Consider the following 26,334-nt stretch of genomic DNA (forward strand, 5'->3'; position numbering starts at 1 on the left):
AAGCGACTGTGAAATTCCAACCGCTATTGGCCCTGGGCCTGACCATTCTGGCCTCCACCCAAGCCTTCGGCGGCGCGACGCTGGACCGTGTCGAACAGAAAAAAGAGCTGGTCGGCGTGCTCATGGAAAGCTATCCGCCCTTCTCGTTTCTCAATGAGCAGAATCAACTCGACGGTTTCGATGTCGACGTTGCCAAAGCGGTGGCGGACAAGCTTGGCGTCAAACTGCGTCTGGAAACGCCGTCGTGGGACGTGATCGCCGCCGGCCGCTGGAGCGGGCGCTACGACATCTGCATCTGCTCGATGACCCCGAGCAAGGCCCGCGCCGAGGTGTTCGACTTCCCGGTCGAGTACTACGCCTCGCCAGCGGTGATTGTGGTCAACGCCAAGGACGATCGCATCCACAGCGCCAAGGATCTGAGCGGCAAAAAGGTCGGCCTGACCAGCGCCTCCAGCTACGAAAGTTATCTGAACAAGAACCTGGTCATCGAAGGCGCCGAGGATACGCAGTTGCAGTATCCGTTCGAGGATGTGCAGATCGCTCCGTACGACACCGACAACGTCGCCTTCCAGGATCTGGGCCTGGGCGCCGGCGTGCGCCTGGATGCGATCCTCACCAATCTGGTCACCGCGCAGCCGCGCCTGAACCAGGACCAGCGTTTCAAACTGGCCGGCGAACCGCTCTACTCGGAACCGAACTCGGTGGCCATCGAAAAGGGTGATCCGCAGTGGGACGCCAAGGTGCGCGAGGTGTTTGCCCAACTGAAACAGGACGGCACTCTGAGCAAGCTGTCGCAGAAATGGATCGGCGCCGATATCAGCCAATGACTTCCTTTCCGACCCCGCCACAGCCACCGCAACCGGTGGCTGAAACACGCCTGCAAAAGCTCTTTGGTTTCCGTACGCGCCTGTACCTGACGTGGGCGGCGCTGTTCTGCCTGTTTGCCGGATTCTTCCTCAGCTTCGACCTGAAGTTCGCGATCATCCTCGACAAGCTGCCCAACCTCGTTGGCCTGAAGCTGGCGCCGAACGGCTTCCTGCAAGGCGCAGCGCTGACGCTGTTTCTCTGCGCATGCTCGATCATCGCCTCGTCGCTGCTCGGTTTCATCACCGCGCTGGCGCGCCTGTCGAACAGCGCCGTGGCATTTGGCATCGCCAGTTTCTACACCTCGTTCTTTCGCGGCACGCCATTGCTGATCCAGATCCTGCTGATCTACCTCGGCCTGCCGCAACTGGGCATCGTCCCCGGCGCCATCGTCGCCGGGATCATTGCCCTGTCGCTGAACTATGGCGCCTACCTGAGCGAAATCTTCCGCGCCGGGATCCTCGGCGTCGATCACGGCCAACGCGAAGCATCCCTGGCGCTGGGCCTGCGCGAAAGCGTGATCTTCTGGCGCATCACCCTGCCCCAGGCCATGCGCACGATTATCCCGCCGACCACCAACCAGTTCATCTCGATGCTCAAGGACTCGTCGCTGATCTCGGTAATGGGCGTCTGGGAAGTGATGTTTCTCGCCCAGTCCTACGGGCGCTCGAGCTATCGCTACATCGAAATGCTCACCACGGCGGCGATCATCTACTGGCTGATGTCGATCGGGCTGGAGCTGATTCAGGCACGGATGGAGCGGCATTACGGCAAGGCGTATGTGCGCCGTAGTTGAGGTGCATTCAAATGGTGTCCCGGCGAATCCGCACTACGCCCATTTTCATGCCGAACGGGCGGAACACCGCGTTCAGCGACTTCAGGGTCTGATTGCCTTCGCCATGTTCGATATGCACCAGCGTGCGCACTGAAATCTTGCACATCTTCGCGAACTGGGACTGATGCAGACCGGTGACTTCGACCCGTAAACGGCGCACGGCGTCACCGATTTCCAGAGTGCCTTCGGCCAGTGATTGCTGAATGCTTTCGATGAGCGCCGTGCGCTCGAGGACGGTCAGACTCATTGCAGGTCCCACTCTTTCAAACGTTGCTCGAGATTTTTCAGATGAACGCTTGGGTGATTCATGGTTCTGGCGGGCAAACCGCTGGCCGTAAGAATATCCGGCAGTGCGGCCAGACGGCGGGCATCCGCGCGCAGGCCTTCGAACAGCGCCGAGGCATCCAGCCCCGCCAACGAATCGTGCGGATCTGCGCTATCGGCCAATACGCGGCAGACACCTCGCCAATCGACATCGCCCGCCCGCTCCAATTCTCTTGGCCATTTGGTCGTACGAGTCACGCCTTCGTCATCCATGACCATCGGGGCGAGGTCATAAATCGGCGCGAGCTGGAAAGCGTTCTCTTGCCGGATGATCGCCGTGTTACGACCGTGGTTATCTGAGTTTCCGAGGATTTTATTGATCAGGTCGCGACGCAGATAATCGGCGACGAGGCCGGCAATCTGGCTGGCCTGACCCGCTTTGCGCCAGAGCCCGGCGAGCATGCGGATCACTTCCAGATGATTCATGGCGCTGCCTGGCGTCGTCACTTCTGCCAGCGAATAAATCGATTCGACGGCAAAGCGCGACACCGCCCCATCTTTCACTTGTCGATCAAAACGCCGCATCCACAAACTCGGTTTGTTCGCCTCTTCCAAGGCCAGGCCTTCTGCCGCGACCGTTTCGATGCCCAATGTTTGCAGCGCTTTGTAGTAATGGAATTCGCTGCGCAGGATGTCCTGGTCGGTCTGCCCGCCCCTGTTTCTGGCGAATTTCACAAACCAGTGCTGTCGCACTTCTTCATCGTCCAGTACCGCATCGGGATACAGAAGCCCGGCGCTGTTCTCTGCCAGTAATAGCTTCGGAGCTTCCCCACCTGCCCCCGTCGCGCCACCGATGGCCGCGCCCAGCTCGTAGGCATATTCAAGAAAGCGGTTGTCGCGGCTAATGACCTCCTCGCGCTTGAATCCGATCGGCTTCCTCTCATCGACTGCTTCCGCCGATTCCTTTATTCGCATGTTGCCAATGGGAGCCGGTGTACTGCGACCCAGCAGAAACAGATCGGCGCTGATCTCGGCGGGTCTTTCCTGACCCAGGCGGGCGAGCAGAAACCGCTTGGCTGCGCCCGCCGGTGCGATGTCGTGGACAAAGGCTGGTGTCTTCGCGCGCCGACCTTCCCAATCCAGCGGATACAGGGCACTCACGGCTTGGGAAAAAGGCGACCCGATCAACTCGATGTTTTCCACCAGATAGTCCGCTTCATAGCCAAAACTGCAGCGGCTTTCGAAGCCTTTTTCCGGATCATCGAAGTCAAGAATCATCGCGTCGTGCCATTGCCCGGCGGTGAAGATCTGGAGTGTCAGGTTGTACATGTTGATTCCGTATGCATTTAAATGCAGCTGGAGGACAGAAAACTGTCTATAAATGCAATATAGTGCATTCGCGGAGTTTCAGTTGCAGGATATCTGCAACAAAATGCAGTTCTATCTTAGCCATTGGCAGGGTGCATGCAAAATAATGCAGGTAAGCGCCTGACCTCACTCCGATAAGAATGCGCCAACAGTACCAAGCCGTAGGAAAAAGAACCGGCGATGCTGCGTAAAAGCTCTGTTTGCGAAATCCCGCGAGGATTTTCGACAGAACGATCCGATGTAGCCTGCACAGCATCAGGAACCGACCGACATCGTTTTTTTCAAGGCAGCAATAGAGTTGAGCCTTTCATACAAGGAGGTTGAACTCGATGCCTGCCCTACACAAATACCGTCCCCATCACCTCGCTTTGGCGATCGCGCTGACGATCGGATCTGCCGAGGCGTCCATCGAACAGCTGCCCGACGTCCAGGTTTCTGCGCAGATCAGCGAAGACAAAACCGCCAAGCCTCGAAAGAAGAAAACACCCACACCGAAAGTGGATCCTGATGACTTGTTTGCGATCAAGGAATTCATCGGCCCGCTGGAGCACACTTCTCCGTCGCCCACGCAGGCCTCTGACGCGCCTTCGGTCGATGCCGTACGCGCGACGGTTGCGATCGAGGATTTCAGTCCGGCCTTTTATGAAGGGCTGGAGTTTCCAGAGTTCGTAGTGGTGGAAACCGGCGATGAGGAATTCGATCTTGTCGACCCGTTTGAACGCGACATGTTGGCGATCACGACGCAGCGCTCTTTTGTCTCGAGCCCGCTCGAGAATATCGACGGCGTATCCCTGCAACTGGGCGATGGAGATGACCTGCTGGTGATCAATAAGGGCGCCCGTTGGGACGGTCGCCTGGACGGTGGCAAAGGTGCGAACGGGTTGCTGTTCAATGCCGTAGAAGGCGGCGAGATCGGTGAGACGCGCAATTTCTCAGCCATGCGTATCGCACGTGGACAGTGGACCCTGCGTCACGCTTTCGAGGGTGATGCTGACGTCAAAGCCGACGCCGTGCTGCTCAACTACGCATCGATCAATGGTGTCGATGTCGACCCGGGAGCGGTTTTTGGCGGTTATGGACACGTGACGGGGCTATATGTCGCAGGAACCCTGCTTGCCAGCCAGCAACACGGCTCTCCCAATATCAAAGGCAATCTGACGCTCCATGAGGACGCTGTGTTTTCTTACGCCGTATCTGCCGACCGCGGCTCAGATCCCGTGCATGTTCAGGGCACCGCGAGCCTGGGAGGTGCGCGTGTCGAGATTTATGGCGTACCGGGCGACTACGCTCGTACCAATGAGTATCGGCTGTTGTCTGCAAACGTCATTGATGGCGAGTTCGGTGAGGTCACCACCAATCTGGCCTACATGACACCAACGCTCTCCTATGAGCCAAGCGCGGTGAACCTGCACTACGTGCGCAACGATGTAGGGTTCGAACAACTGGCCCGAACACGCAGTGCTCGTTCGATTGCGCAGAGCTTGGATAATCGAGGGGCTTCCACTCAAGCTTTCGATATCGGCACCAACAGGGCCGTCGCCGCACTGCTGACCAGCGATAAAACCACCGCGCCCATCGCCCTCGATCAACTTGCCGCAGGCAGCAATGCCAACCTCGCCAAAGCCACGCTGAGCAGTATCACGCCGGTCAGTACGAGCATGCTCTCGGCGATGCGCCAACTGGACAACCGTTCCGGCTCTACTGACGGCTCGCGCAGTTCACCGCGTCAGGCCGCAGGCAGCGAAGACTCCGGGCGGGTGTGGATTCAGGCGCTGGGCCACGGCGGCAAGGTTGATCGCGACGCTGACGGCATCCTCCAACATGCCACGCAAGGGCTGGTCGTGGGCGCTGACTGGCGACTCGACGAGCACTGGCATGTCGGCCTGATTGCCGGCAAATCGCAGACGAAATTCGATGCCCGACAGTACGACGGCGACCTCGACAACTGGCACTTGGGCGCCTACGCCATGCGTCAGGATGGCCCGCTGTCACTGCGCCTCGGCGCGACCTTCGCCAGCCATGACGGCAGCAGCACACGGCGGGTCGCGTTCAAGGGTTTCAGCGATCGTCTCAAGGGCAACTACGACGCCCATACTCAACAGGCATTCGCCGAAGTCGGGTTCAATCTGGGCCGGGATAGCGTCACCCTCGAGCCCTACGCCAGCCTCGGCTATCAGCGTTATCAGGGCGACAGCTACAACGAAAAGGGCGGCGACGCGGCACTGAAAATCTACGGCCAGACCCGCGACAACTTCAGCAGCACCTTCGGTCTGCGTGTTGCGCAGGTCAATACGCTGGATAACGGCATGCATTTGACCCCGCGATTGAGCGCAGGCTGGAAACATACCTACGGTGACATCGACAGTGGCACCCGCCAGCAACTGCGCAAGGGCGGCAAGCGCTTTGAAGTGACCGGGGCGGCACTGGATCGGAACAGCCTCGCGGTGGATGCGGGGCTCGACCTTGATCTTTCGGCGGCGCACACACTGGGCGTGGGCTTAACGGGTGAGCTAGGTAATGACAGCCGAACGTATGGCGTAGCGGGTCAATGGCGCATGGCGTTCTGACGGATCAAGCACGCCTCCTGTGGGAGCGAGCCTGCTCGCGAAAGCTGTGGATCATGCAAAGATGCTATTGGCTGACCTGGCGCATTCGCGAGCAGGCTCGCTCCCATATGTGATCCCTGGCAATGACCTGACAAGGTCGGAAAATCACAGGCAAAAAAAAGGGGAGCACATGCTCCCCCGAGGTTTAAAGCGTTGGATCGCGACTGTTATCTCAGCCTTCGATCTCGATGAGGATTTCGCCCGGGTTGACCCGGTCGCCCTTGGCCACATGAATCGCGGTGACCTTGCCGGCAATGGCGGCCTGGACTTCGGTTTCCATCTTCATCGCTTCGGTGATCAGTACCGCCTGGCCAGCCTTGACGCTGTCGCCCTCCTTGACCAGCACATCGACGATGTTGCCCGGCATGGTGGTGCTGACATGGCCTGGTGCCGAGGCCTGTTTGCGTTTGCTGCTGCCGCCGCCAACGAATTCGTTGAGCGGCTCGAACACCACTTCTTCCGGCATGCCGTCGATGGACAGATAGAAGTGGCGCTTGCCTTCAGCCTTGACGCCGACACCGGTGATGTCGACGCGATAGGTTTCGCCGTGGACGTCGATGACGAACTCGGTCGGCACGCCTTCGCCGCCCGCCGAAGCAACGGCGCCCGCTTCCGGGATTGGCAACAGCACTTCCGGCGTGAGGGTGCCGGCGGCACGCTCTTCGAGGAACTTGCGGCCGATGTCCGGGAACATGGCGAAGGTCAGTACGTCTTCTTCGGACTTGGCCAGTGCACCGATATCGGCACGCAGCTTGGTCATTTCCGGCTTGAGCAGATCGGCCGGGCGCACGTCGATGACGTCTTCGCTGCCGATCGCCTGACGGCGCAGTTTTTCATTGACCACGCCCGGTGCCTTGCCGTAGCCGCCCTGCAGATACAGCTTCACTTCGTTGGTGATGGTCTTGTAGCGCTCGCCGGCCAGTACGTTGAAAAATGCCTGGGTGCCGACGATCTGCGAGGTTGGGGTCACCAGCGGCGGGAAGCCAAGGTCTTCACGCACGCGCGGGATTTCTGCGAGCACTTCGCTCATGCGGTTCAGAGCGCCCTGCTCTTTCAACTGGTTGGCGAGGTTGGAAATCATCCCGCCCGGCACCTGGTTGACCTGCACACGGGTGTCGACGGCGGTGAATTCGCTTTCGAACTGGTGGTACTTCTTGCGCACGGCATAGAAGTACAGGCCGATTTCCTGGAGCAGCTCCAGATTCAGGCCGGTGTCGTACTCGGTGCCCTTGAGCGCAGCGACCATTGATTCGGTGCCCGGGTGGCTGGTGCCCGAGGCGAAGCTGGAGATCGCGGTGTCGATGTGGTCGGCACCGTTTTCGATCGCCTTGAGCTGGCACATGGCGGCCAGGCCAGCGGTGTCGTGGGAGTGGATGAACACCGGCAGCGACTGCTCGGTTTTCAACGCGCGCACCAGTTCACCGGTGGCGTATGGAGTCAGCAGACCGGCCATGTCCTTGATCGCCACCGAGTCGCAGCCCATGGATTCCATTTGCTTGGCCTGGGTGACGAAAGCCTCGATGGTGTGCACCGGGCTGGTGGTGTAGGCGATGGTGCCTTGCGCATGTTTGCCGGCAGCCTTCACTGCTTCAATGGCAACACGCAGGTTACGCACATCGTTCATCGCATCGAAAATGCGGAACACGTCGATGCCGTTCACCGCTGCTTTGGCGACGAAGGCTTTGACCACGTCGTCGCTGTAATGGCGATAGCCGAGCAGATTCTGCCCGCGCAGGAGCATTTGCAGGCGGGTATTGGGCAGCGCCGCACGCAGTTGGCGCAGGCGCTCCCACGGGTCTTCCTTGAGAAAGCGCACACAGGCGTCGAACGTCGCGCCGCCCCAGCATTCCAGCGACCAGTAGCCGACCTTGTCGAGCTTGTCGCAGATCGGCAGCATGTCTTCGGTGCGCATGCGGGTGGCGAGCAGCGATTGGTGAGCGTCGCGCAGGATGGTGTCTGTTACGAAGATTTTCTTGCTCATTCTTGTATTCCTCACAGGCCTGCGTGGGCGGCGATGGCGGCGGCGATGGCCAGGGCCAGCTCTTCGGGTTTGCGCTTGATCGAGTAGTTGGTCAGTTCCGGGTGGCTTTCAACGAAGCTGGTGTTGAACTGGCCGCTACGGAATTCCGGGTTGCGCAGGATTTCCTGGTAGTAGGCGGCGGTGGTCTTCACGCCCTGCAGACGCATGTCGTCCAGCGCCCGCAGACCACGGTCCATCGCCTCTTCCCAAGTCAGCGCCCAGACCACCAGTTTCAGGCACATCGAGTCGTAGAACGGCGGAATGGTGTAGCCGGTGTAGATTGCCGTGTCGGTGCGCACGCCCGGGCCGCCGGGGGCGTAGTAACGGGTAATTTTGCCGAAGCTCGGCAGGAAGTTGTTCTTCGGGTCTTCGGCGTTGATACGGAACTGCAACGCAAAGCCACGGTGCTGAATGTCTTCCTGCTTTACCGAAAGTGGCAGGCCGGAAGCGATGCGAATCTGTTCGCGGACGATGTCGATGCCGGTGATTTCTTCGGTGATGGTGTGTTCCACCTGAACCCGCGTGTTCATCTCCATGAAGTACACCTCGCCCTCGGCGAGCAGGAACTCCACGGTGCCGGCATTCTCGTAACCCACTGCCTTGGCCGCACGGACCGACAGGTCGCCGATGTAGGCGCGCTGTTCCGGGGTCAGCTGCGGGCTCGGCGCGATCTCGATCAGCTTCTGATTGCGGCGCTGGATCGAGCAGTCACGCTCGAACAGATGCACGACGTTGCCGAAGCTGTCGCCAAGGATCTGCGCTTCGATGTGCTTGGGATTGACGATGCATTTTTCCAGGAACACTTCCGCCGAACCGAACGCCTTGGTGGCTTCGGAGATGACCCGGGGGAAGTTCTGTTCGAGTTCTTCGCGGCTGTTGCAGCGACGGATACCGCGACCGCCACCACCGGAGGTGGCCTTGAGCATTACCGGGTAACCGATGCGGTCGCCCTCAACCAAGGCTTCTTCGATGCCGGAGACGTTGCCCTCGGTACCGGGCGTCACCGGTACGCCGGCCTTGATCATGCTGCGCCGCGCTTCGGTCTTGTCGCCCATGCGCCGGATGACTTCCGCCGACGGGCCGATGAATTTGATGCCGCGCTCAGCGCAGATTTCCGCCAGCTCGGCGTTTTCCGACAGGAAACCGTAGCCGGGGTGCAGCGCATCGCAGCCGGTTTCCACGGCGAGGTTCACCAGCTTGCGCGGGTTCAGGTAACCGGCTAGTGGCTCGGCACCGACGCTGTGGGCCTCGTCCGCACGCTTTACATGCAAGGCATGGCGATCGGCATCGGAGAAAATCGCAACCGAGCGAATGCCCATTTCGGCGCAGGCTCGTACGATGCGTACGGCGATCTCACCACGGTTGGCGATCAGGATCTTTTTTATCACTTGGAGGTTCCCTTGAGCCGGTGGCACCACGACCTGCTGGAGCTAGGTCGACGCGTGACCAAATGTTTCAATTCAGTCGCAGGTCCACACTAGCGCTGCTGAGGGATTAACAAAAATGAATAAAAATTGGGTCAGGCATAAGTAAACACTTATAGTCAAAGTATCCGTGTTCCGTGAGAGCCTGAATAAAATGCGTAAGTCATTGATGCGTATGACATTGCGTCAGTTGCAGATCTTCAATGAGGTGTGTGATTTACGCTCCTACAGCCGCGCCGCCGAGGAAATGTCCCTCACACAACCAGCCGTGAGCCTACAGATTCGTCAGCTGGAAGAGCTGATTGGCCAGCCGCTGTTCGACTATGTCGGCAAAAAACTCTACATGACCGAGGCGGCCGAAGCCCTTCAACGCGCCAGCCGCGACATTTTCGGACGACTGGAAAACCTCGATATGCAACTGTCGGACATGCAGGGTTCGCTGCAGGGTCAGCTGAAACTGGCAGTGGAATCGAGCGCGAAATATTTCGTGCCGCATCTGTTTGCTGCGTTCAAGCGCCAGCATCCGGAAGTCAATTTGCAGCTGACTGTGGTCAACCGTGGCCAGGTCATCCGCCGCCTCTCGGACAACCGCGATGATCTGGTGATCATGTCGATGGTGCCGCAGGACATGGGCCTGGAATTTCTGCCGTTTCTCAACAATCCGATTGTCGCCGTGGCGCGCCCGGATCATCCGCTGGCGCACATGGGCCCGTTGCGCTTGCAGGATCTGGAGCCGTATACGCTGCTGGTCCGCGAGCCGGGTTCTGGCACGCGTCTGGCCTGCGAGGAATACTTCAAGGAAAAGCGCGTGCATTTCACCCAGACCCAGGAAGTAGCGTCCGCCGAAGCCCAGCGCGAATGCGTGGTGGCGGGTCTGGGCCTGGCGCTGTTGACGCGCCACGCCCTGAACCTGGAGCTGGCGACCGGCGGCCTGGTCGAGCTGCCGGTCGAAGAGTTGCCGCTGCTGCGCAGCTGGTGTCTGGTGCAGGCCAAAGCCAAGCGGCTGTCACCGGTGGCGCACGCCTTCCTGGCGTTTATCCGCAGCGAGCGGGCGCAGATTATTGCGATGGTTGAGCGTTTCGACGGGAAGCTGCGGGCGTCGCCTGCCAGTGCGTGATCTCGGGAAAATCGCCGATCTCAGCCTGAAGCTGGCGAAGTTCGAAGCGATCCTCGATGGCGCGGCGAAACTCCATGCGGCGCTGGTCTTCCTGCTGACGACGGGTTTTCGCGGCGCTGTTGCGTTCTTCGTAGGGCTGAGCCATTTCGAGTCTCCCAGGGCGAGTACGGGAGTTTCACGATAGGCGTGGGGGATGACGATTTGGCTGCGCGGGGATGACAATGTGATGAAATGTGCGCAGGGATGTGCTGTTGTTGAAGACGCTTTCGCGAGCAGGCTCGCTCCCACATTTGATTCCGTTATGACCCAGAATTTATGTTCTCAGGAGATCTCCTGTGGGAGCGAGCCTGCTCGCGAACAAGGTCGGAACGACCTTGCTCAATCATCCAGGGCTTTCACGGCTTTTGGAGACAAACGCAAACTGCGCAGACTGCGCTTCACGCTTTTGAGGTGATTGACCAGGCTCGGCCCGCGCGCCATGGCCACGCCCATTGCCAGCACGTCGATCACCACCAGGTGGGCGATTCGCGAGGTCAGCGGCGTGTAGATCTCGGTGTCTTCGTGCACATCGATCGCCAGATTGACGGTCGACAGTTCGGCCAACGGCGTCTGGCTCGGACACAGGGTGATCAACGACGCCCCGCTCTCGCGAACGAGGTTAGCGGTGATCAGCAAATCCTTGGAGCGCCCCGACTGGGAAATACAGATCGCCACATCGGTAGGCTTCAGCGTCACAGCCGACATCGCCTGCATGTGCGGGTCGGAGTACGCCGCCGCGGTCAGCAGCAACCGGAAGAACTTGTGCTGCGCATCCGCCGCCACCGCGCCCGAGGCACCGAAGCCGTAGAACTCGACACGTTGCGCCTGGGACATCAACGTCACCGCACGCTGCAACTCCACCGGATCGAGCTTCTCGCGCACTTCCATCAAGGTGTGCAGCGTGGTGTCAAAAATCTTCAGGCTGTAGTCGGCGACGGAGTCGTCTTCGTGGATCGCGAACTGGCCGAAGCTGGCGCCGGCGGCCAGGCTTTGCGCCAGTTTCAGTTTGAGATCCTGAAAGCCGGAACAACCGATCGCGCGGCAGAAACGCACGATGGTCGGCTCGCTGATGCCGACGCTGTGAGCCAGGTCGGCCATGGAACTGTGCATCACTGCCGCAGGGTCAAGCAGCACGTGGTCGGCGACCTTGAGCTCCGACTTGCGTAACAGGTGACGTGACTGGGCGATGTGTTGCAGCAGATTCAAGGGGCTGGACTCTTCTTGTGGGCAAGGATGTAGCAAGCTTGTAGTTATACTACATGAATGGGCATTTTGCCTGCTCAATGCGTAACTCAATGTCCCGGCATCAGGCACGCTGAGGAGCATGTAGCCCTTACTGCGGGTTTTTCTGATCACGCAAAAGCCCGGCCAGACAAGCAGCGTCTACCGGCCGGCTGATCAGATAACCCTGCACCTCGTCGCAGTGTTCGGCGCGCAGAAATGCCAGCTGATCCTCACGCTCGACGCCCTCGGCCACGACTTTCAGGGCCAGCCCGTGGGCCATGGTGATGATCGCGCGAGTGATCGCTGCGTCCGCACTGCCCTCGCTCAAGCCGCGAACGAACGCCTGATCGATCTTCACGTAATCCACCGGAATGCGCTTGAGGTAACTCAACGACGAATACCCGGTACCGAAATCATCGATCGCCAGTTTCACTCCCAGATCGCGCAGTTGCTGGAACGTCGCAATGATGTGTTCGACGCTGTCGAGCAAATGACTTTCGGTCAGCTCCAGCTCGAGGTAGTGCGGCGCCAGCCCGGTTTCTTCCAGCACCTGCCGGACCAGACTGACCAGTTTGCCCTGGCGCAACTGATGCACCGACAGGTTCACCGACACGCGGATCGGCGCCAGGCCCTGGCGCTGCCATTCGCACGCTTGCCAGCACGCCTGACGCAAAACGAATTCGCCGATCGGCCCGATCAGACCAGTCTCTTCGGCCAGGCCAATGAAGTCCGCCGGCGGCACTTGGCCCATGCTCGGATGATCCCAGCGCACCAGCGCTTCAGCGGCATTCATGCGGCCGGTTTGCAGGCACAGTTTGGGTTGGTAGAACACCGTCAGTTGCTGTTCTTCAATGGCTCTGCGCAGGTGGTTTTCCAGCTGCAAACGTTCGAGTGTGCTGGCTTGCAGACTGTCGGTGAAGAACTGGAAATTGTTGCCGCCCAGATGTTTGGCATGCTGCATGGCCATGTTCGACTGGCTGACCAGCGCCGAGATCTCACGCGCGTTGTCCGGCAACAGGCTGATGCCCATCGAAGCGCTGACCACCAGTTCATGCCCGTCAACGCTCAGCGGCAAACGCAGCTTGGCCGACAACCGCGTCGCGACCCGTGCGAGGCTCGACAGATTGCCGTAGGCATCGAACAGCACGGCAAATTCGTCACCGGACAGGCGCGCAATGGTGTCGGCTTCCGGCAAGGCATTGACCAGCCGCCGGGCCATCTTCTGCAGGAGCTGATCGGCGACTTCATGGCCGAGACTGTCATTGAGCAATTTGAAGCGATCGAGATTGATGTGCAGCAGCGCCAGACTGCGGCGCCCGCCCTGGCGCACCCGCTGATGGGCTTCGTGCAGACGCTCGCGGAACAGTGACCGGTTGGCCAGGCCGGTGAGCTCGTCGTAATGGGTCAGATAGCGCAGGCGTTCTTCCGAGGCCCGCCGCGCCGAGAGATCGGCGAAGAAGCCGACGATGTGGCTGACATTGCCACGGCTATCACGCACGGCATTGAGTTGCAGCCACTGCGGATACAGCTCGCCGTTCTTGCGGGTTTCCACGAGTTCGCCCTGCCAACTGCCGTACTGCTCCAGCGCATGACGGATCGCCACGTAGTGACGACGGGCATCGCGGCTGCACGGCAACTCGACGACGTTGCGCCCGAGCATGTCGTCTATCTCGTAACCGGTAACCCGGCTGAAAGCCTGGTTGATCGCGATCAGCGCGTATTCCGGGTCAAGAATCACGATGCCTTCGCTGGCCGCTTCGAACACCGTCGCCGCCAGCCGCTGCTGCTCTTCGAGGCTTTTGCTGGCGCTGATATCGCGGCGAGTGCCGACCATGCGAATCACCCGGCCGTTGGCGCTGCGTTCTACGGCGCGGCCACGGTCCTCGATCCATACCCAATGGCCGTCGCCGTGGCGCAGGCGATATTCGACCTGATAATCCTCGGTGCGCCCCTTCAGATGCTCGACCAGGGCGAACTTGAGTGACGGCACATCTTCAGGATGCAGTCGTGGCTTGAGGTCGCGCAGCAGCGCGGTGACGTATTCCGGGGCGAGGCCGAACAGTTCCTGAATCTGCGTGTGATGGACCTCGTCGGTCTGCAGGTTCCAGTCCCACAATCCGAGCTCACTGGCCTTGAGCGCCAGCGCCAGGCGCGCTTCGCTTTTGCTCAGGGCCTGATTGGCGGCATCCAGTTCGCGGCTGCGCTGGGCCACGCGATCTTCGAGATCGACCTGCGCTTCACGCAACTGCGCCTCGGCACAGCGGCGCTGTTCGATCTCTTTGCCCAGCTCCTGATTGAGTTGTTCGCTGCGCGTCTGCGCTTGCTGCAAATGCTCGATCAGGTGCTGATTCTGGAAACGCCGAAGCAATCCACGGTCGATCAGCCGATTGACCTGCCACGCCACCACGCTCAACGAACCGAGCAGGATCAGACCCAGCCAGCCCCAGCCCCGGGCCTGATCGTCGCCGCCCCAGAACAGGTAGCCGATCGCTGGCAGCAGGCACGGCAAGGTAAACGAGAGGAACGCCGGCAGGCTCACCGCGTAGGCGACACTGGCGGACAGCGTTGCCGCGCCGATCAGGCCAAACACCCAGGCTTGCTGCATGAAGTTGTCAGCGGGTACCAGAGCGATGCCGGCTCCGGCCAGCGTCAGGCCGGTCATGGTCGAACCGAGCAGGAACATGCGGAACCAGATCGGCTGGGCCTGACGATCAGGAATCGCCGAATCGAACGCGGCTACCTGAATCACCCGCAGCGCGACCAGCGACAGCAGCCACACCAGCCAGACGCTGACCACGAAGTAGCGCTGCGGGCTCCAGAGCAAAGCGGCGCAGACCAGACCATTGATCAACATGAACAGCGTGGGCAACAACGAGCCCTGATACAGCAGACGCGTGCGCTCCACCGCCATTTCGACGGCATAGTGCTTGCGGATCACCCGGGGGTCCACGGAGGGCCCCGACAGTTCGGCGCTGAGGATCATGGGCAACGTTCTTGTTCTTATAGGAGGGCGTGCGCCCGAAACGTGGACGGAGCATACACAAGCCGATCCCGATGCCAAACTGCTGCCGATCACAATTGCGGGGAAATTTTCCGCCGCTTGCGCACCGCTGCAACCCCTCAGGCGAGACGGGCCGAAGCCTGCAGCCAGTGACCGACCGGTCGTCATCGGCAGCACTTTCATCGGCTAATGCAACGCACGGTTTGCCCGGGCCTGCGGCGCACCCTAGAATGCCCCGATGCGCGATGATCTCTCCCTTCTGCTGAACTCCCTCAACGATGCCCAACGCCAGGCCGTAGCAGCCCCCGTTGGCCGTCAGTTGGTCCTGGCCGGCGCCGGTTCCGGTAAAACCCGAGTGCTGGTGCACCGTATCGCCTGGTTGATCCAGGTCGAAAACGCCTCGCCTCACTCCATCCTGTCGGTGACCTTCACCAACAAGGCCGCTGCCGAGATGCGCCATCGCATCGAGCAGTTGCTGGGCATCAACCCGGCCGGCATGTGGGTCGGCACCTTCCACGGCCTCGCGCACCGCTTGCTGCGGGCGCACTGGCAGGAAGCGGGCCTGAGCCAGACCTTCCAGATTCTCGACAGCGATGACCAGCAGCGTCTGGTCAAGCGGGTGATCCGCGAGCTCGGTCTGGACGAGCAACGCTGGCCGGCGCGTCAGGCGCAGTGGTTCATCAACGGCCAGAAAGACGAAGGTCTGCGGCCGCAACACATTCAGGCCAGCGGCGACCTGTTCCTGGCCACCATGCGCGGCATCTACGAAGCCTACGAGTCGGCGTGCCTGCGGGCTGGCGTGATCGATTTCTCCGAACTGCTGCTGCGCGCGCTCGATCTGTGGCGCGATCACCCCGGCCTGCTGGCGCACTACCAAAAGCGCTTCCGGCACATTCTGGTCGACGAGTTCCAGGACACCAACGCCGTGCAGTACGCCTGGTTGCGCCTGCTCGGCAAGGGCGGCGACAGCCTGATGGTGGTCGGCGACGACGACCAGTCGATTTACGGCTGGCGCGGGGCGAAGATCGAGAACATCCATCAGTACTCTTCCGACTTCCCGGACTCCGAGACGATTCGTCTGGAGCAGAACTACCGCTCCACCGCCGGGATCCTCAAAGCCGCCAACGCGCTGATCGCCAACAACACCGGGCGTCTCGGCAAAGAGCTGTGGACCGACGGCGGCGACGGCGAAGCGATCAACCTGTACGCCGCGTTCAACGAGCATGACGAAGCGCGCTACGTGGTAGAAACCATCGAAAGCGCGCTGAAAACCGGTCTGGCCCGTAGCGATATCGCCATTCTGTACCGTTCCAACGCCCAGTCGCGGGTGCTTGAAGAAGCCCTGCTGCGCGAGCGGATCCCGTACCGCATCTATGGCGGACAGCGCTTCTTCGAACGCGCGGAAATCAAGAACGCCATGGCGTACCTGCGTTTGCTTGAGGGTCGCGGCAACGACGCGGCGCTGGAGCGAGTGATCAACGTACCGGCGCGGGGCATCGGCGAGAAAACCGTCGAAGCGATTCGCGAGCATGCGCGACACAGCGACGTATCGATGTGGGAAGCGATGCGCCTACTGGTGGCCAACAAAGGCCTGACCGGTCGCGCCGCGAGTGCGCTCGGTGCGTTCATCGAACTGATCGAGAACCTCGCTGCCAAGTGCGCCGAGATGCCGCTGCACCTGATGACGCAAACCGTCATCGAGCAGTCCGGTCTGATCGCTTATCACGAAGCGGAAAAAGGTGAGAAAGGCCAGGCCCGGGTGGAAAACCTTGAGGAACTGGTCAGCGCCGCACGCAACTTCGAGAACACCGAAGAGGACGAAGAACTGACGCCACTGGCGGCCTTCCTCGGCCACGCTTCGCTGGAGGCCGGCGACACTCAGGCCGACGAGCACGAAGACAGCGTTCAGCTGATGACCCTGCACAGCGCCAAAGGCCTGGAATTCCCTTACGTGTTCCTCGTGGGCATGGAAGAAGGCCTGTTCCCGCACAAAATGAGCCTGGAAGAACCGGGGCGTCTTGAAGAGGAACGGCGTCTGGCTTACGTCGGTATCACCCGGGCGATGCAGAATCTGGTCATGACCTACGCGGAAACCCGGCGCCTGTACGGCAGCGAAACCTACAACAAGGTGTCGCGTTTCGTCCGCGAAGTGCCGAAAGGCCTGATTCAGGAAGTGCGCCTGTCCAATAGCGTCAGCCGACCGTTCGGCGGCAACCAGTCGATGAGCGGCAGCAGCCTGTTCAGCGGCAGCGAGATTCCGGAAACCGGTTTTGTGCTCGGTCAGGCCGTACGTCACTCGATCTTCGGCGAGGGCGTGATCCTCAACTTCGAAGGCTCCGGCGCCCAGGCCCGGGTGCAGGTGAACTTCAGCGAAGGCAGCAAGTGGCTGATGCTCGGCTATGCCAAGCTGGAAGCGATCTAACCACCGGCACTGAACCCATGTGGGAGCGAGCCTGCTCGCTCCCGCAGGTTATGCGACGCAAGTACATCAATCCCTCTGAACCTATCGCCTTTTCCTACAGACAAAAGTACATCGGCTGATTGCCTCGCCAAGCTGAACGCGACCTGTCAGGCAAAAGCCCGAAACACTCTCTCGCTAGCCAGTAACACTTCAGCTGTGCAACATGGCGCGCGTGTCTCCACAAAACGGGAATACCCTTTATGAAACGTTTTCTTAGCATCGCCATGGCGTTGTGCATCGGCCTGACGATGAGCCTCGACGCCAACGCCAAGCGCTTTGGTGGTGGCAAAAGCGCCGGCGCTGCGCCGACGCACCAGACCAGCCAGATGGCTCCTTCTTCTCCAGGCGTGGGCGGCGCAGCAGCGACCGCTGGCGCTGCCGGTGCTGCTGGCGCCGCAGCCAAGGCCGGCGGTGCGTCGCGCTGGCTCGGCCCGCTGGCGGGCATCGCCGCCGGTGGCCTGCTCGCGTCGATGTTCATGGGCGACGGCTTCCAGGGCATGCAGATCTTCGACATCCTGATCATGGCCCTGATCGCGTTCGTGATCTTCCGCTTCATCGCCGCCCGTCGTCGCAAGCAGCAGGAGCAATTCGCTCCGGCCGGCGCGCCGATGCAGCGTGAAGTGTTCGAACAGAAGCCTGCCGCCATGGGTTCGATCTTCGGTGGTTCGGCTGCTCCGGCTGCCGCCCGTCCAGTGATCAACGCACCGGCCTGGTTCAACGAACAGCGCTTCCTTGAAGCTGCGCGCAGCCACTTCCAGTCGCTGCAGCAGCACTGGGACGCCAACGAAATGGACAAGATCGCCGAGTTCGTGACCCCGCAAATGCTTGAGTTCCTCAAGCGTGAGCGTGCGGATCTGGGCGACGGCTTCCAGTCGACCTACATCGACAACTTGCAGGTACAACTGGACGGCGTCGACGATCGTGCCGACAAGACCATCGCCACACTGACCTTCACCGGCGTGTCGAAAACCTCGCGTTTCGACCAGGGCGAAGTGTTCAGCGAAAGCTGGAACATGGAACGTCCGCAGGGCGACAACCAGCCTTGGCTGGTCGCCGGTATCCGCCAGAACGGCTGATCCCTGCTGCGCTTCACTTGCGGTAACAGAACCCCGGCCTCGGCCGGGGTTTTTCATTTCACGGTTGCATCTATAGCGAGCTACTGTATAAACCGGCCCATATAAACCGCGCCATTCAGCAAGAGGATCCCGGACGTGGAAGAAATCATCGAACAACTGCGCGAAGCCAACGAACCCGTGCCGGTTCCATTGGAATTGCCAGACGAAGACCAATTGGTGGAGATCGAAGAAGAACTCTTCATCAACATTCCGTTCGTCTTCAAAGAGTTTTTGCTGACCGTCAGCGACGTGGTCTATGGCAGCCTCGAGCCGGTGACCGTCACCGACCCGCAATCGCACACCTATCTGCCGGACGTTGCCGCCAATGCCTGGGACGCCGGCGTGCCGCGCGACCTGATCCCGATCTGCCAGGACGGCGACGACTACTACTGCGTTGAAGAAGACGGCACCGTGGTGCTGTGGTCCGGCGAAGAAGAGCTGATCACCGAAGAATCATGGGAATCGGTGTGGCACTGGGCGCGGGACGTCTGGCTGGAAAGCTGATCCGCCACACGCCCCTGAGGGTCAATGCCCCGACGACTCCTTGTGGTTGTCGAGGGTTTCCAGCAAGGCCACCTGCATGCGCGTATGCACGCGGATGAACCAGCGCCACAGCAGCGCCGCTACGGCGGCCGCCACGACGGCGATCAGCACCAGCAGCTTGTTGGTCGGCAGGATACTGGCCGACAAGGCTGCCAACAGCAGGAAAATCACCAGCAGCGAGAGAATCGGGATCACTTCGGCGATCACCCGACGCACTCGCTGCGTGTGACGCCCGGCCATCTCCGGCTTGACGCCCATCTCCGCCAGCAGCATCGACAGCGCCTTGAGCTTGCGGTAAGCGGCAATCAGGAACGGTAGCGAGACCAGCAACGCACCGCCCCAAATGAGAGCCTTCTGCCAGCTCGGATCGCTAATCCAGTCCTGCAGCCACAACGACATGCGCTCGGCGAAGTATGCGCCGGCAAAGAAGATCGCAATCACCAGCGCCAGATTGACCCCGACCTGCAACAGGATCCGCCGGATCATCGACGCCAGCAGCGCACCCTCGCCCTGCGGTTGAATACTGCGCAACCATTCGCCATACATGCCGAGCACCCGCCCGAGCCGCTTGGGCACAGCGGCCGAGAGCTTGATCGACAGCGGGTCCGCCGCACGGATCAGATACGGCGTCAGCAGCGTGGTGATCACCGACACGGCCACAGCGACCGGATAGAGGAAGTTGCTGGTGACCTGCAAGGTCATGCCCAGCGCGGCGATGATGAAGGAAAATTCGCCAATCTGTGACAGACCCATGCCTACCCGCAGTGAGGTCCGTCCGTCGTTGCCAGCGATAAACGCACCGAGGCCGCAGGACAACATCTTGCCCAGCACCACGGCCACGGTGATTACCGCAATCGGCCAGGCGTATTCGATGAGAATCAGCGGATCGAGCATCAGCCCGATGGCGACGAAAAAGATTGCGCTGAACAGGTCGCGAACCGGCTCGACCAGCCGTTCGATTTTCAGCAATTGCCGCGACTCGGCCATGATCGCGCCGATCAGGAAAGCGCCGAGCACCATGCTGTATTCAAGCTTGACCACCAGCAGGCAGAAGCCGAAACACAGGCCGAGCACGGTGATCAGCAGCATCTCGTTGCTTTCGAATTTCGCCACATAAGCCAGCAGACGCGGCACCAACAGAATGCCGATGACCAGCGCGACGATCATGAACAGCGACAGCTTGCCGACCGTGGAAAACACTTCACCCGAACTCACCGTGCCGCTGACGGCGATGCTCGACAGCAGCGCGATGATGCCGATGCCAAGGATGTCCTCGACAATCAGCACACCGAAGATCAACTGCGCAAAGCGCTCGTTCTTCATCTTCAGATCGTTCAGCGCTTTGACGATGATGGTGGTTGAGGAGATCGCCAGAATCGCGCCGAGAAACAACGAATCCATGGTGTTCCAGTCGAACCAGCGACCGATTTCGTAACCGATCCAGATCATCAGGATGATTTCGAGAAACGCGGCAATGAACGCCGTTGCCCCAACCTTGAACAACTTGCGCAGGCTGAACTCCAGGCCAAGGCAGAACATCAGGAAGATCACCCCGAGTTCGGCCAGGGTCTTGATGGTTTCTTCGTCGTGAATCAGGCCGAACGGTGGCGTATGCGGGCCGATGATGAAGCCGGCGACGATGTAGCCGAGCACCACCGGTTGCTTGAAACGATGAAACAGCACGGTTACCACGCCCGCGACCAGCATGATCACTGCCAGATCCTGAATGAAACTGATGGCATGCATGGCGTGGGCTCCTTGATGACGAGGCGCGCGGACAGACGTCAGACGTTCTGCGCGAGCAGGGTAAAAATCCGCTTTTAATGTAGGAATTGCCCTTGGGCAGGGCTTTTGCAGGTTAACACCGCGACTTCGCTCTGGAAGCCGGTGCAATATATGGAAACAGATCGCTACCGGCGTGACGGCGGCCCGCCGCGCGGCGTCCCGATAACGGTGCTTTTTGAAAAGCCACCAGGTGCCCGCAGAGGCGCTTCCTGCAATCAGCCTTGATCCGTGAGAACGTTATGGAACCCGGAAACGCCCAGCTGTCGATGACGGTACTGATGACCCCCGACATGGCCAACTTCTCTGGCAATGTCCACGGCGGCACCCTGCTCAAATACCTCGACGAAGTGGCCTACGCCTGCGCCAGCCGTTATGCCGGGCGCTACGTGGTGACCCTGTCGGTGGATCAGGTGATTTTCCGCGAGCCGATTCATGTCGGCGAACTGGTGACGTTCCTCGCCTCGGTCAACTACACCGGCAACACGTCGATGGAAGTTGGCATCAAAGTGGTCACCGAAAACATCCGCGAACGCTCGGTGCGCCACACCAACAGCTGCTTCTTCACCATGGTCGCGGTGGATGATCAGCGCAAACCGGCCGCCGTGCCACCGCTGCAACCGCAGAACAGCGAAGACAAACGCCGCTTCATGCAAGCGCAGCAGCGCCGACAGATTCGTCAGGAACTGGAGAAGCGTTATCAGGAGATCAAGGGCGACGCCTGATCAGCCTTGATTGATGTTGCCTGACAAATGGCTTTCGCGAGCAGGCTCGCTCCCACATTTGGAATGCATTCTTCCTGTGGGAGCGAGCCTGCTCGCGAATAAAGACGACCCGGTCTTACAGACTGATCGCGGTAGCCTCGAACTTCACCCGCGGATGCGCAATGCGATCCTGCGCCCGCACCAGTTGCAGCTCATAACTGGCGCACGCCTGGGTTTCCAGCAACACCTCATGCACCACTGCTGCGGTGAATTCGAATGCCGCCAGCAGGCTGTCGCCCAGCAGTACCCGCGCCAGGAACAGACCAGAGGTCAGATCGCCGACGCCCACCGGCTGACGCGGAAACGCCAGCAACGGACGGCGCAGATGCCAGCTGCCCTCGGCGGTCACCAACAGCATTTCAAACCCATCCGCCGGTTTGCCCGGGTAATCCAGGTGCTTGACCAGTACCGCTTTCGGTCCGCGCGCCAGCAGCGCTCGTGCCATCGCCAGGCAATCGAACAACGACTGCGGCTTGCGCCCGGAAAAACTGTCCAGCTCCAATTGGTTCGGGCACATGATGTCCGCCACGGCCGCAGCTTCATCGAGGAGGAAATCGCTGACCTCGGTGGGCACGCTGCAACCCTTTTCCGGATGACCCATGACCGGATCACACAGGTACAGCATCTTCGGATTGACCGCTTTGATCCGCGCCACACCGCTGAGAATCGCCCGTCCCTGCGCGGCGCTGCCGAGGTAGCCGGACAGCACCGCGTCGCAATTGCCCAACTCGCCAATTGCGGCGATGCCTTCGATCAGCTCGGGAATCTGCTGCGGCGCCAGCACTTCCCCGGCCCACTGACCATACTGGGTGTGGTTGGAAAACTGCACGGTGTTGAGCGGCCAGACGTTGACCCCGACCCGCTGCATCGGAAAAACCGCAGCGCTGTTGCCGGCGTGGCCAAACACCACGTGGGACTGGATGGCGAGCAGATGAGGCGTACGTTTCATTCGGGTCATTCCGTAAAACGATTGAAATTCAAGCCGCGCAGTATGCGACGAAACACAGCCTGTACGACAGACCGGCGAGACAGTTAAGCTGACGCCATCTTTTGGAGTTCGATGTCGATGCTGACCCTGGAAAACATCTTCGTGCTGATGCTGTTCGCCGCCGCTGGTGCCTGGCTATGGCACAACCACGGCTTGCGCGAGCGCGCGCTGGAGCGGGTCAAACAGCATTGCACCAATGTTGGCGTTGAACTGCTGGACGGTAACGTCGCGCTAAAAAAGATCGGGCTGATCAGGGATGCCAACGGTCGCCGGCGGCTGGCGCGGGTCTACAACTTCGAGTTCACCGTGACCGGCGAAAGCCGCCACAACGGCACCGTCACCCAGTTCGGCGCGCACAGTGCGCAGATTGAACTGGCGCCCTACCCGGCGCCGTTCGACGACACGCCGCCGGTGGTCGAAGTGCACAAGCCTCGCGCCGAAGTCATCGAGCTGAGCCAGTGGCGCCAGGAACATACCAAGTGGAAGCCTTGAGCTGACTCACTGAATCCGGCATTCAGCCAAACCGGCTTGCAGCTGTTCGATGTTCTGCGGTTCAGCGAAGATCAGCTCGATTCTTGAGTCTTTTCGCCATTCGCTGGCTTGCCAACTCAGCTCGGCATGCTCCAGCGCATTGCCCGCAACCCAGCCATCCGTGCTGTGGATAACGAGTTTCGCCCGCTTCCAGTCAAGCGCGCTCAGCCAATAGGCGATGCGTACTTGATCAAATACCTGCCGCGGATGCCAGCGCCAACCGATGCTCCACCCACCCTCCTGCGCCTGACTCAGGCAAATCGGTTCGGCCGGATCGCTCCAGACCGCTGGCAGCTGTGCCAATCCAGTGGGCAGCGGCAGATGCCCTGCGCCTTCGTTTGCTTTTGCTTTCAGACCCGGCAGCTCGCTCAGAGGCAGTTGCGCTTGCTGCGTCCAGATCAGCCTGACGGGCGGCAACTGGCTGGCGATTTTCTCTCGAACCGCTTCATCGAGATCTTCGGCCTTGTTCAACAACAGCAAACCCGCGCTGGCCAACGCTTGCTGCTGGGCGTCCGGCAGGGTTCTACCCGCGTGCAGTGCCTGAGCGTCCAGAACCAGCACACAGGGCTGAACCGCCAGCACGCCCAGCCACGGCGCCTCGTTCAATTGCTTGAGCAACTGCGCCGGATGGCCCAGCCCGGATGGCTCGATAAACAGTCGATCCGGCCTGGCCTTGCGCAGCAGGCGGCCGAGGCCGATCTGGAATGGCGCGCCATTGACGCAACACAGGCAGCCCCCGGCCACCTCACCCAGTGCGATACCATCGGCGTCATTCGTCAGCAATGCAGCATCCAGACCGATCTGGCCGAACTCGTTGATCAGCACCGCCCAGCGCTCGTCCGCAGGCCGTTGCGCCAGCAACTGACGAATCAGGCTGGTCTTGCCGGCGCCCAACGGGCCGGCGATGACGTGGGTCGGAATGTTCTGCAACATGGCGGGTACTTTCTGCGGACAGTTATTGAGGAGATCGAAGATGCGCTGGTCGGGATGGTCGTTGCTGTTGGCGCTGCTGTCGAGTGAAGCGTGGGCTCAGGCCTGCGTGGTGCACACACAGGGCGAACGGCTCGACGTCAAAGTCTGTCAGCAGAACCGGACGATTCCGCAGAAATTGTTCAATGATGGCTTCTGCCAACCAACGCTGGCCGGGCAGAAGGTCGAGGTGCAATACGTCGACCAGTGCCCCAGCGGCGCTTTCGGCGTGTGCAGCAACGCGCAAGTCGCCAATATGCCCTATCGCCAGGATATCCACTATTACGGCGTGGCCACTGATGCGGCGTATCTCAAGCCGTATTGCGAAGGCCAGAGCCAGGGCGCCTGGCGCAAGCCCTGAGTTTCAGCCGAGCCAGTCGAGGGTCAGTAGCAGACGGCGCTCACCGGGCGCCGGTTGCGGCGAACGATGGATCAGGCCAAAGCCTTCATTGCCGTGCCACTTTTCGCCTTTGAGCAACGCGACGTCGCCGCTGTTGAGCTGGCGAATCGACGCTGGATCTTGCGGTTCGGCATCGGCCTGGCCAAGTTGCAGACGATCCATCACGCCCTCCTCAAGCCATTGGCTGCCGATGCCAGCGTAAGTAGTGATCAAGCGCACCGGCACGTGATCGACGTGGAAGCGCGGACACATGGCCTTGTCCAGCACACGCAAACGCACGCCGATACGCCGCGCACCGAGCAGGCAGGCGAAGGCACTGATCAGCCATTTAAGATCGCTCACGAAACCTTCGAAACCTTGCAGATCACGCAGCCCTGCAGCCAGACCGGCGAGATCCGGTTCGGCATCTTCGTCGGGCAATTCCAGACACAGCGACTCGGCCAAGGGCTCGTTGAGTGACAGCACCAATTGCGCAAAATCGGCAATGTGCACGGGTAGCTGGCGCTGCCAGACGGCGAGATTGGTCTGGTCTTCCAGGATTCGCGTCAACGTTTGCGGTGTCACACCCTGGTACTGCTGACGGGTAAGAAGCGACTGATCTTGGAGTGCGAGCATCAGGCGGCCTCTTCGTGCCAAGGGCCGAATGGATCAGGCAGCGAACGCCAGCCTTCTACACCCATGGCCATTTCTTCGTCGGTCAGCAGACAGGCATCGAGTTCGGCGGAGAGCTGTAGGAAATCTATGTTCTGACCGATGAAAACCAGCTCCTGGCGGCAATCTCCTACGCTTGGAATCCAGTTTCCCATGATCGCCTGGGCGCTTTCCTGATCTTCGGGCCATTGATTCTTTGGCACGAAACGCCACCAGCGACCGGCGAATCCATGACGCATCAAGCCACCGGCCTGGGACCAGCTACCGGCATCGGTGGGTTTGCTGGCGAGCCAGAAGAAGCCTTTGGAGCGCAGCAGCTTGCCGTTCAGCCAAGGCCGATCGATGAAGCTGAAGAAGCGTTGCGGGTGAAATGGCCGGCGCGCGCGGTAGGCCGTCGAGGCGATGCCGTATTCCTGTGTTTCCGGGACGTGCTCACCGCGCAATTCCTGTAGCCATCCGGGCGCTTGTGCGGCCTGATCGAAATCGAAACGACCGGTGTTGAGGATTTTCTCCAGGGGGATTTCGCCCATCACCATTGGAATGATTTCAGCCTGGGCATTGAGGCGCTTGAGGATGGCGGTGAGTTCTTCACGCTCGTGCTGGCTGATCAGGTCGATTTTGCTGATCAGCAGGACGTCGGCGAACTCGATCTGCTCGATCAACAGATCGGTGATGGAGCGCTCGTCTTCTTCACCGAGAATCTCGCCGCGAGAGGCAAGACTTTCGGCCGCCTGGTAATCGAGCAGGAAATTCACACCGTCGACCACGGTGACCATGGTATCCAGGCGAGCAATGTCGGCGAGGCTTTGTCCCTGTTCATCGCGGAAGGTGAAGGTTTCAGCGACCGGAAGCGGTTCGGAAATGCCGGTGGATTCGATCAGCAGGTAATCAAAACGATCCTCGCGGGCGAGTTTGCTGACTTCTTCCAGTAAATCTTCACGTAACGTACAGCAGATACAGCCATTGCTCATTTCGATGAGTTTTTCCTCAGCGCGGTTCAGGCTGACATCGCGCTGGACTTCACTGCCATCGATGTTGATCTCGCTCATATCGTTGACGATCACCGCAACGCGCAAGCCGTCTCGGTTACGTAGTACGTAATTCAAAAGTGTACTTTTTCCGGCACCGAGAAATCCTGAAAGTACGGTGACGGGCAATTTGGCTGACATTGGATAATCCTCATAAATGGCAGCCGATTTGCGCTTTTAGGTGTGCGCTTGGCGTGTTGCGCTTCATTTAACCGGGTCAAAGAAGGCATACGATTGTGATCGGCAGCTCAGGCTAGTTGCGATTTATGTTATAGTATAACACCTTGATTTTGCCAGTCCGGCAGAGGAGATTTCGCAAATTGCTGCACCACCGATCGTG

22 protein-coding genes are annotated in these 26,334 nt (G+C 60.3%); 10 read left to right on the plus strand and 12 right to left on the minus strand.

Translation table 11 applies throughout. The annotated features are described in order from the left end of the window. The first annotated feature begins 8 nt into the window (after positions 1 to 8). Both V8J63_RS02045 and V8J63_RS02050 read left to right on the plus strand, forming a co-directional pair. A complete protein-coding gene (locus tag V8J63_RS02045; protein ID WP_095181205.1) occupies positions 9 to 827 on the plus strand; it encodes an ABC transporter substrate-binding protein in 819 nt (272 codons plus the stop codon). Further along, the gene (locus V8J63_RS02050) at positions 824 to 1,660 is read left to right on the plus strand and encodes an amino acid ABC transporter permease (protein WP_041476583.1); all 837 of its coding nucleotides are present in this window, start codon (positions 824 to 826) and stop codon (positions 1,658 to 1,660) included. The genes V8J63_RS02045 and V8J63_RS02050 overlap by 4 nt, the downstream gene beginning before the upstream one ends. Before the next feature lie 7 nt (positions 1,661 to 1,667). Here the strand turns inward: V8J63_RS02050 and V8J63_RS02055 are convergent, their stop codons facing one another. Both V8J63_RS02055 and V8J63_RS02060 read right to left on the minus strand, forming a co-directional pair. Continuing rightward, a complete protein-coding gene (locus tag V8J63_RS02055; RefSeq protein WP_071171374.1) occupies positions 1,668 to 1,946 on the minus strand; it encodes a helix-turn-helix domain-containing protein in 279 nt (92 codons plus the stop codon). Continuing rightward, on the minus strand, positions 1,943 to 3,292 hold the full coding sequence (locus V8J63_RS02060; RefSeq protein WP_125927733.1) for a HipA domain-containing protein: 1,350 nt from the start codon (positions 3,290 to 3,292) through the stop codon (positions 1,943 to 1,945). Before V8J63_RS02060 ends, V8J63_RS02055 begins: the two co-directional genes overlap by 4 nt. Positions 3,293 to 3,660: 368 nt before the next feature. Here V8J63_RS02060 and V8J63_RS02065 point away from each other — a divergent pair, with 368 nt between their 5' ends. Next, on the plus strand, positions 3,661 to 5,898 hold the full coding sequence (locus V8J63_RS02065) for an autotransporter outer membrane beta-barrel domain-containing protein (protein WP_336463489.1): 2,238 nt from the start codon (positions 3,661 to 3,663) through the stop codon (positions 5,896 to 5,898). A gap of 211 nt (positions 5,899 to 6,109) precedes the next feature. Here the strand turns inward: V8J63_RS02065 and oadA are convergent, their stop codons facing one another. Further along, positions 6,110 to 7,918, minus strand: coding sequence for a sodium-extruding oxaloacetate decarboxylase subunit alpha (gene oadA / locus V8J63_RS02070; protein ID WP_336463490.1), 1,809 nt, complete (start codon positions 7,916 to 7,918; stop codon positions 6,110 to 6,112). 11 nt (positions 7,919 to 7,929) lie between these two features. Continuing rightward, positions 7,930 to 9,345, minus strand: coding sequence for an acetyl-CoA carboxylase biotin carboxylase subunit (locus V8J63_RS02075; protein WP_024014853.1), 1,416 nt, complete (start codon positions 9,343 to 9,345; stop codon positions 7,930 to 7,932). Between the two features lie 190 nt (positions 9,346 to 9,535). Here V8J63_RS02075 and V8J63_RS02080 point away from each other — a divergent pair, with 190 nt between their 5' ends. Further along, positions 9,536 to 10,498 (plus strand): LysR family transcriptional regulator, encoded by a 963-nt coding sequence (locus V8J63_RS02080; RefSeq protein WP_130900260.1) that lies wholly within the window; start codon positions 9,536 to 9,538, stop codon positions 10,496 to 10,498. Here the strand turns inward: V8J63_RS02080 and V8J63_RS02085 are convergent. From V8J63_RS02085 to V8J63_RS02095, 3 genes are all read right to left on the minus strand, one after another. Next, the gene (locus V8J63_RS02085; RefSeq protein WP_125916905.1) at positions 10,440 to 10,643 is read right to left on the minus strand and encodes a PA3496 family putative envelope integrity protein; all 204 of its coding nucleotides are present in this window, start codon (positions 10,641 to 10,643) and stop codon (positions 10,440 to 10,442) included. The genes V8J63_RS02080 and V8J63_RS02085 overlap by 59 nt on opposite strands. A gap of 233 nt (positions 10,644 to 10,876) precedes the next feature. Then, positions 10,877 to 11,743 (minus strand): transcriptional regulator HexR, encoded by an 867-nt coding sequence (gene hexR / locus V8J63_RS02090; protein WP_007962240.1) that lies wholly within the window; start codon positions 11,741 to 11,743, stop codon positions 10,877 to 10,879. Between the two features lie 127 nt (positions 11,744 to 11,870). Further along, on the minus strand, positions 11,871 to 14,744 hold the full coding sequence (locus tag V8J63_RS02095; RefSeq protein WP_336463491.1) for an EAL domain-containing protein: 2,874 nt from the start codon (positions 14,742 to 14,744) through the stop codon (positions 11,871 to 11,873). Between the two features lie 256 nt (positions 14,745 to 15,000). Here V8J63_RS02095 and uvrD point away from each other — a divergent pair, with 256 nt between their 5' ends. The 3 genes from uvrD to V8J63_RS02110 all read left to right on the plus strand — a co-directional run bounded on the left by uvrD (position 15,001) and on the right by V8J63_RS02110 (position 18,842). Continuing rightward, complete coding sequence (gene uvrD / locus V8J63_RS02100; RefSeq protein WP_110644548.1) at positions 15,001 to 17,184, plus strand: DNA helicase II; 2,184 nt, start codon at positions 15,001 to 15,003, stop codon at positions 17,182 to 17,184. Between the two features lie 239 nt (positions 17,185 to 17,423). After that, positions 17,424 to 18,299, plus strand: coding sequence for a Tim44 domain-containing protein (locus V8J63_RS02105; RefSeq protein ID WP_122506273.1), 876 nt, complete (start codon positions 17,424 to 17,426; stop codon positions 18,297 to 18,299). 135 nt (positions 18,300 to 18,434) lie between these two features. Next, positions 18,435 to 18,842, plus strand: coding sequence for an SMI1/KNR4 family protein (locus V8J63_RS02110; protein WP_007954245.1), 408 nt, complete (start codon positions 18,435 to 18,437; stop codon positions 18,840 to 18,842). A gap of 21 nt (positions 18,843 to 18,863) precedes the next feature. Here V8J63_RS02110 and V8J63_RS02115 read toward each other — a convergent pair whose 3' ends face one another. After that, the gene (locus tag V8J63_RS02115; RefSeq protein WP_110599748.1) at positions 18,864 to 20,627 is read right to left on the minus strand and encodes a cation:proton antiporter; all 1,764 of its coding nucleotides are present in this window, start codon (positions 20,625 to 20,627) and stop codon (positions 18,864 to 18,866) included. Between the two features lie 278 nt (positions 20,628 to 20,905). Here V8J63_RS02115 and V8J63_RS02120 point away from each other — a divergent pair, with 278 nt between their 5' ends. After that, positions 20,906 to 21,388, plus strand: a complete 483-nt coding sequence (locus V8J63_RS02120; RefSeq protein ID WP_016772447.1) for an acyl-CoA thioesterase — start codon at positions 20,906 to 20,908, stop codon at positions 21,386 to 21,388. Positions 21,389 to 21,503: 115 nt separating this feature from the next. Here the strand turns inward: V8J63_RS02120 and pdxY are convergent, their stop codons facing one another. After that, the gene (gene pdxY, locus V8J63_RS02125; RefSeq protein WP_336463492.1) at positions 21,504 to 22,376 is read right to left on the minus strand and encodes a pyridoxal kinase PdxY; all 873 of its coding nucleotides are present in this window, start codon (positions 22,374 to 22,376) and stop codon (positions 21,504 to 21,506) included. 117 nt (positions 22,377 to 22,493) lie between these two features. Here pdxY and V8J63_RS02130 point away from each other — a divergent pair, with 117 nt between their 5' ends. Then, positions 22,494 to 22,907 carry a DUF3301 domain-containing protein gene (locus V8J63_RS02130; RefSeq protein ID WP_038861179.1) on the plus strand — a complete coding sequence of 138 codons (414 nt, stop codon included), beginning with the start codon at positions 22,494 to 22,496 and terminating at the stop codon, positions 22,905 to 22,907. A 6-nt stretch (positions 22,908 to 22,913) separates the two neighbouring features. Here the strand turns inward: V8J63_RS02130 and V8J63_RS02135 are convergent, their stop codons facing one another. Further along, a complete protein-coding gene (locus V8J63_RS02135) occupies positions 22,914 to 23,879 on the minus strand; it encodes a CobW family GTP-binding protein (RefSeq protein WP_130928007.1) in 966 nt (321 codons plus the stop codon). 40 nt (positions 23,880 to 23,919) lie between these two features. Between V8J63_RS02135 and V8J63_RS02140 the strand changes: the two genes are divergently transcribed. After that, positions 23,920 to 24,276, plus strand: coding sequence for a hypothetical protein (locus V8J63_RS02140; protein WP_016772443.1), 357 nt, complete (start codon positions 23,920 to 23,922; stop codon positions 24,274 to 24,276). Positions 24,277 to 24,279: 3 nt separating this feature from the next. Here V8J63_RS02140 and V8J63_RS02145 read toward each other — a convergent pair whose 3' ends face one another. Then, positions 24,280 to 24,930: a DUF1826 domain-containing protein gene (locus V8J63_RS02145; RefSeq protein ID WP_336463493.1), complete on the minus strand. Its 651-nt coding sequence runs from the start codon at positions 24,928 to 24,930 to the stop codon at positions 24,280 to 24,282. Continuing rightward, the gene (zigA, locus tag V8J63_RS02150; RefSeq protein ID WP_123441886.1) at positions 24,930 to 26,135 is read right to left on the minus strand and encodes a zinc metallochaperone GTPase ZigA; all 1,206 of its coding nucleotides are present in this window, start codon (positions 26,133 to 26,135) and stop codon (positions 24,930 to 24,932) included. Before zigA ends, V8J63_RS02145 begins: the two co-directional genes overlap by 1 nt. Between the last annotated feature and the right edge of the window lie 199 nt (positions 26,136 to 26,334).

The organism is Pseudomonas sp. CCNWLW23 (assembly GCF_037095675.1).
Lineage (GTDB): Bacteria > Pseudomonadota > Gammaproteobacteria > Pseudomonadales > Pseudomonadaceae > Aquipseudomonas > Aquipseudomonas atacamensis.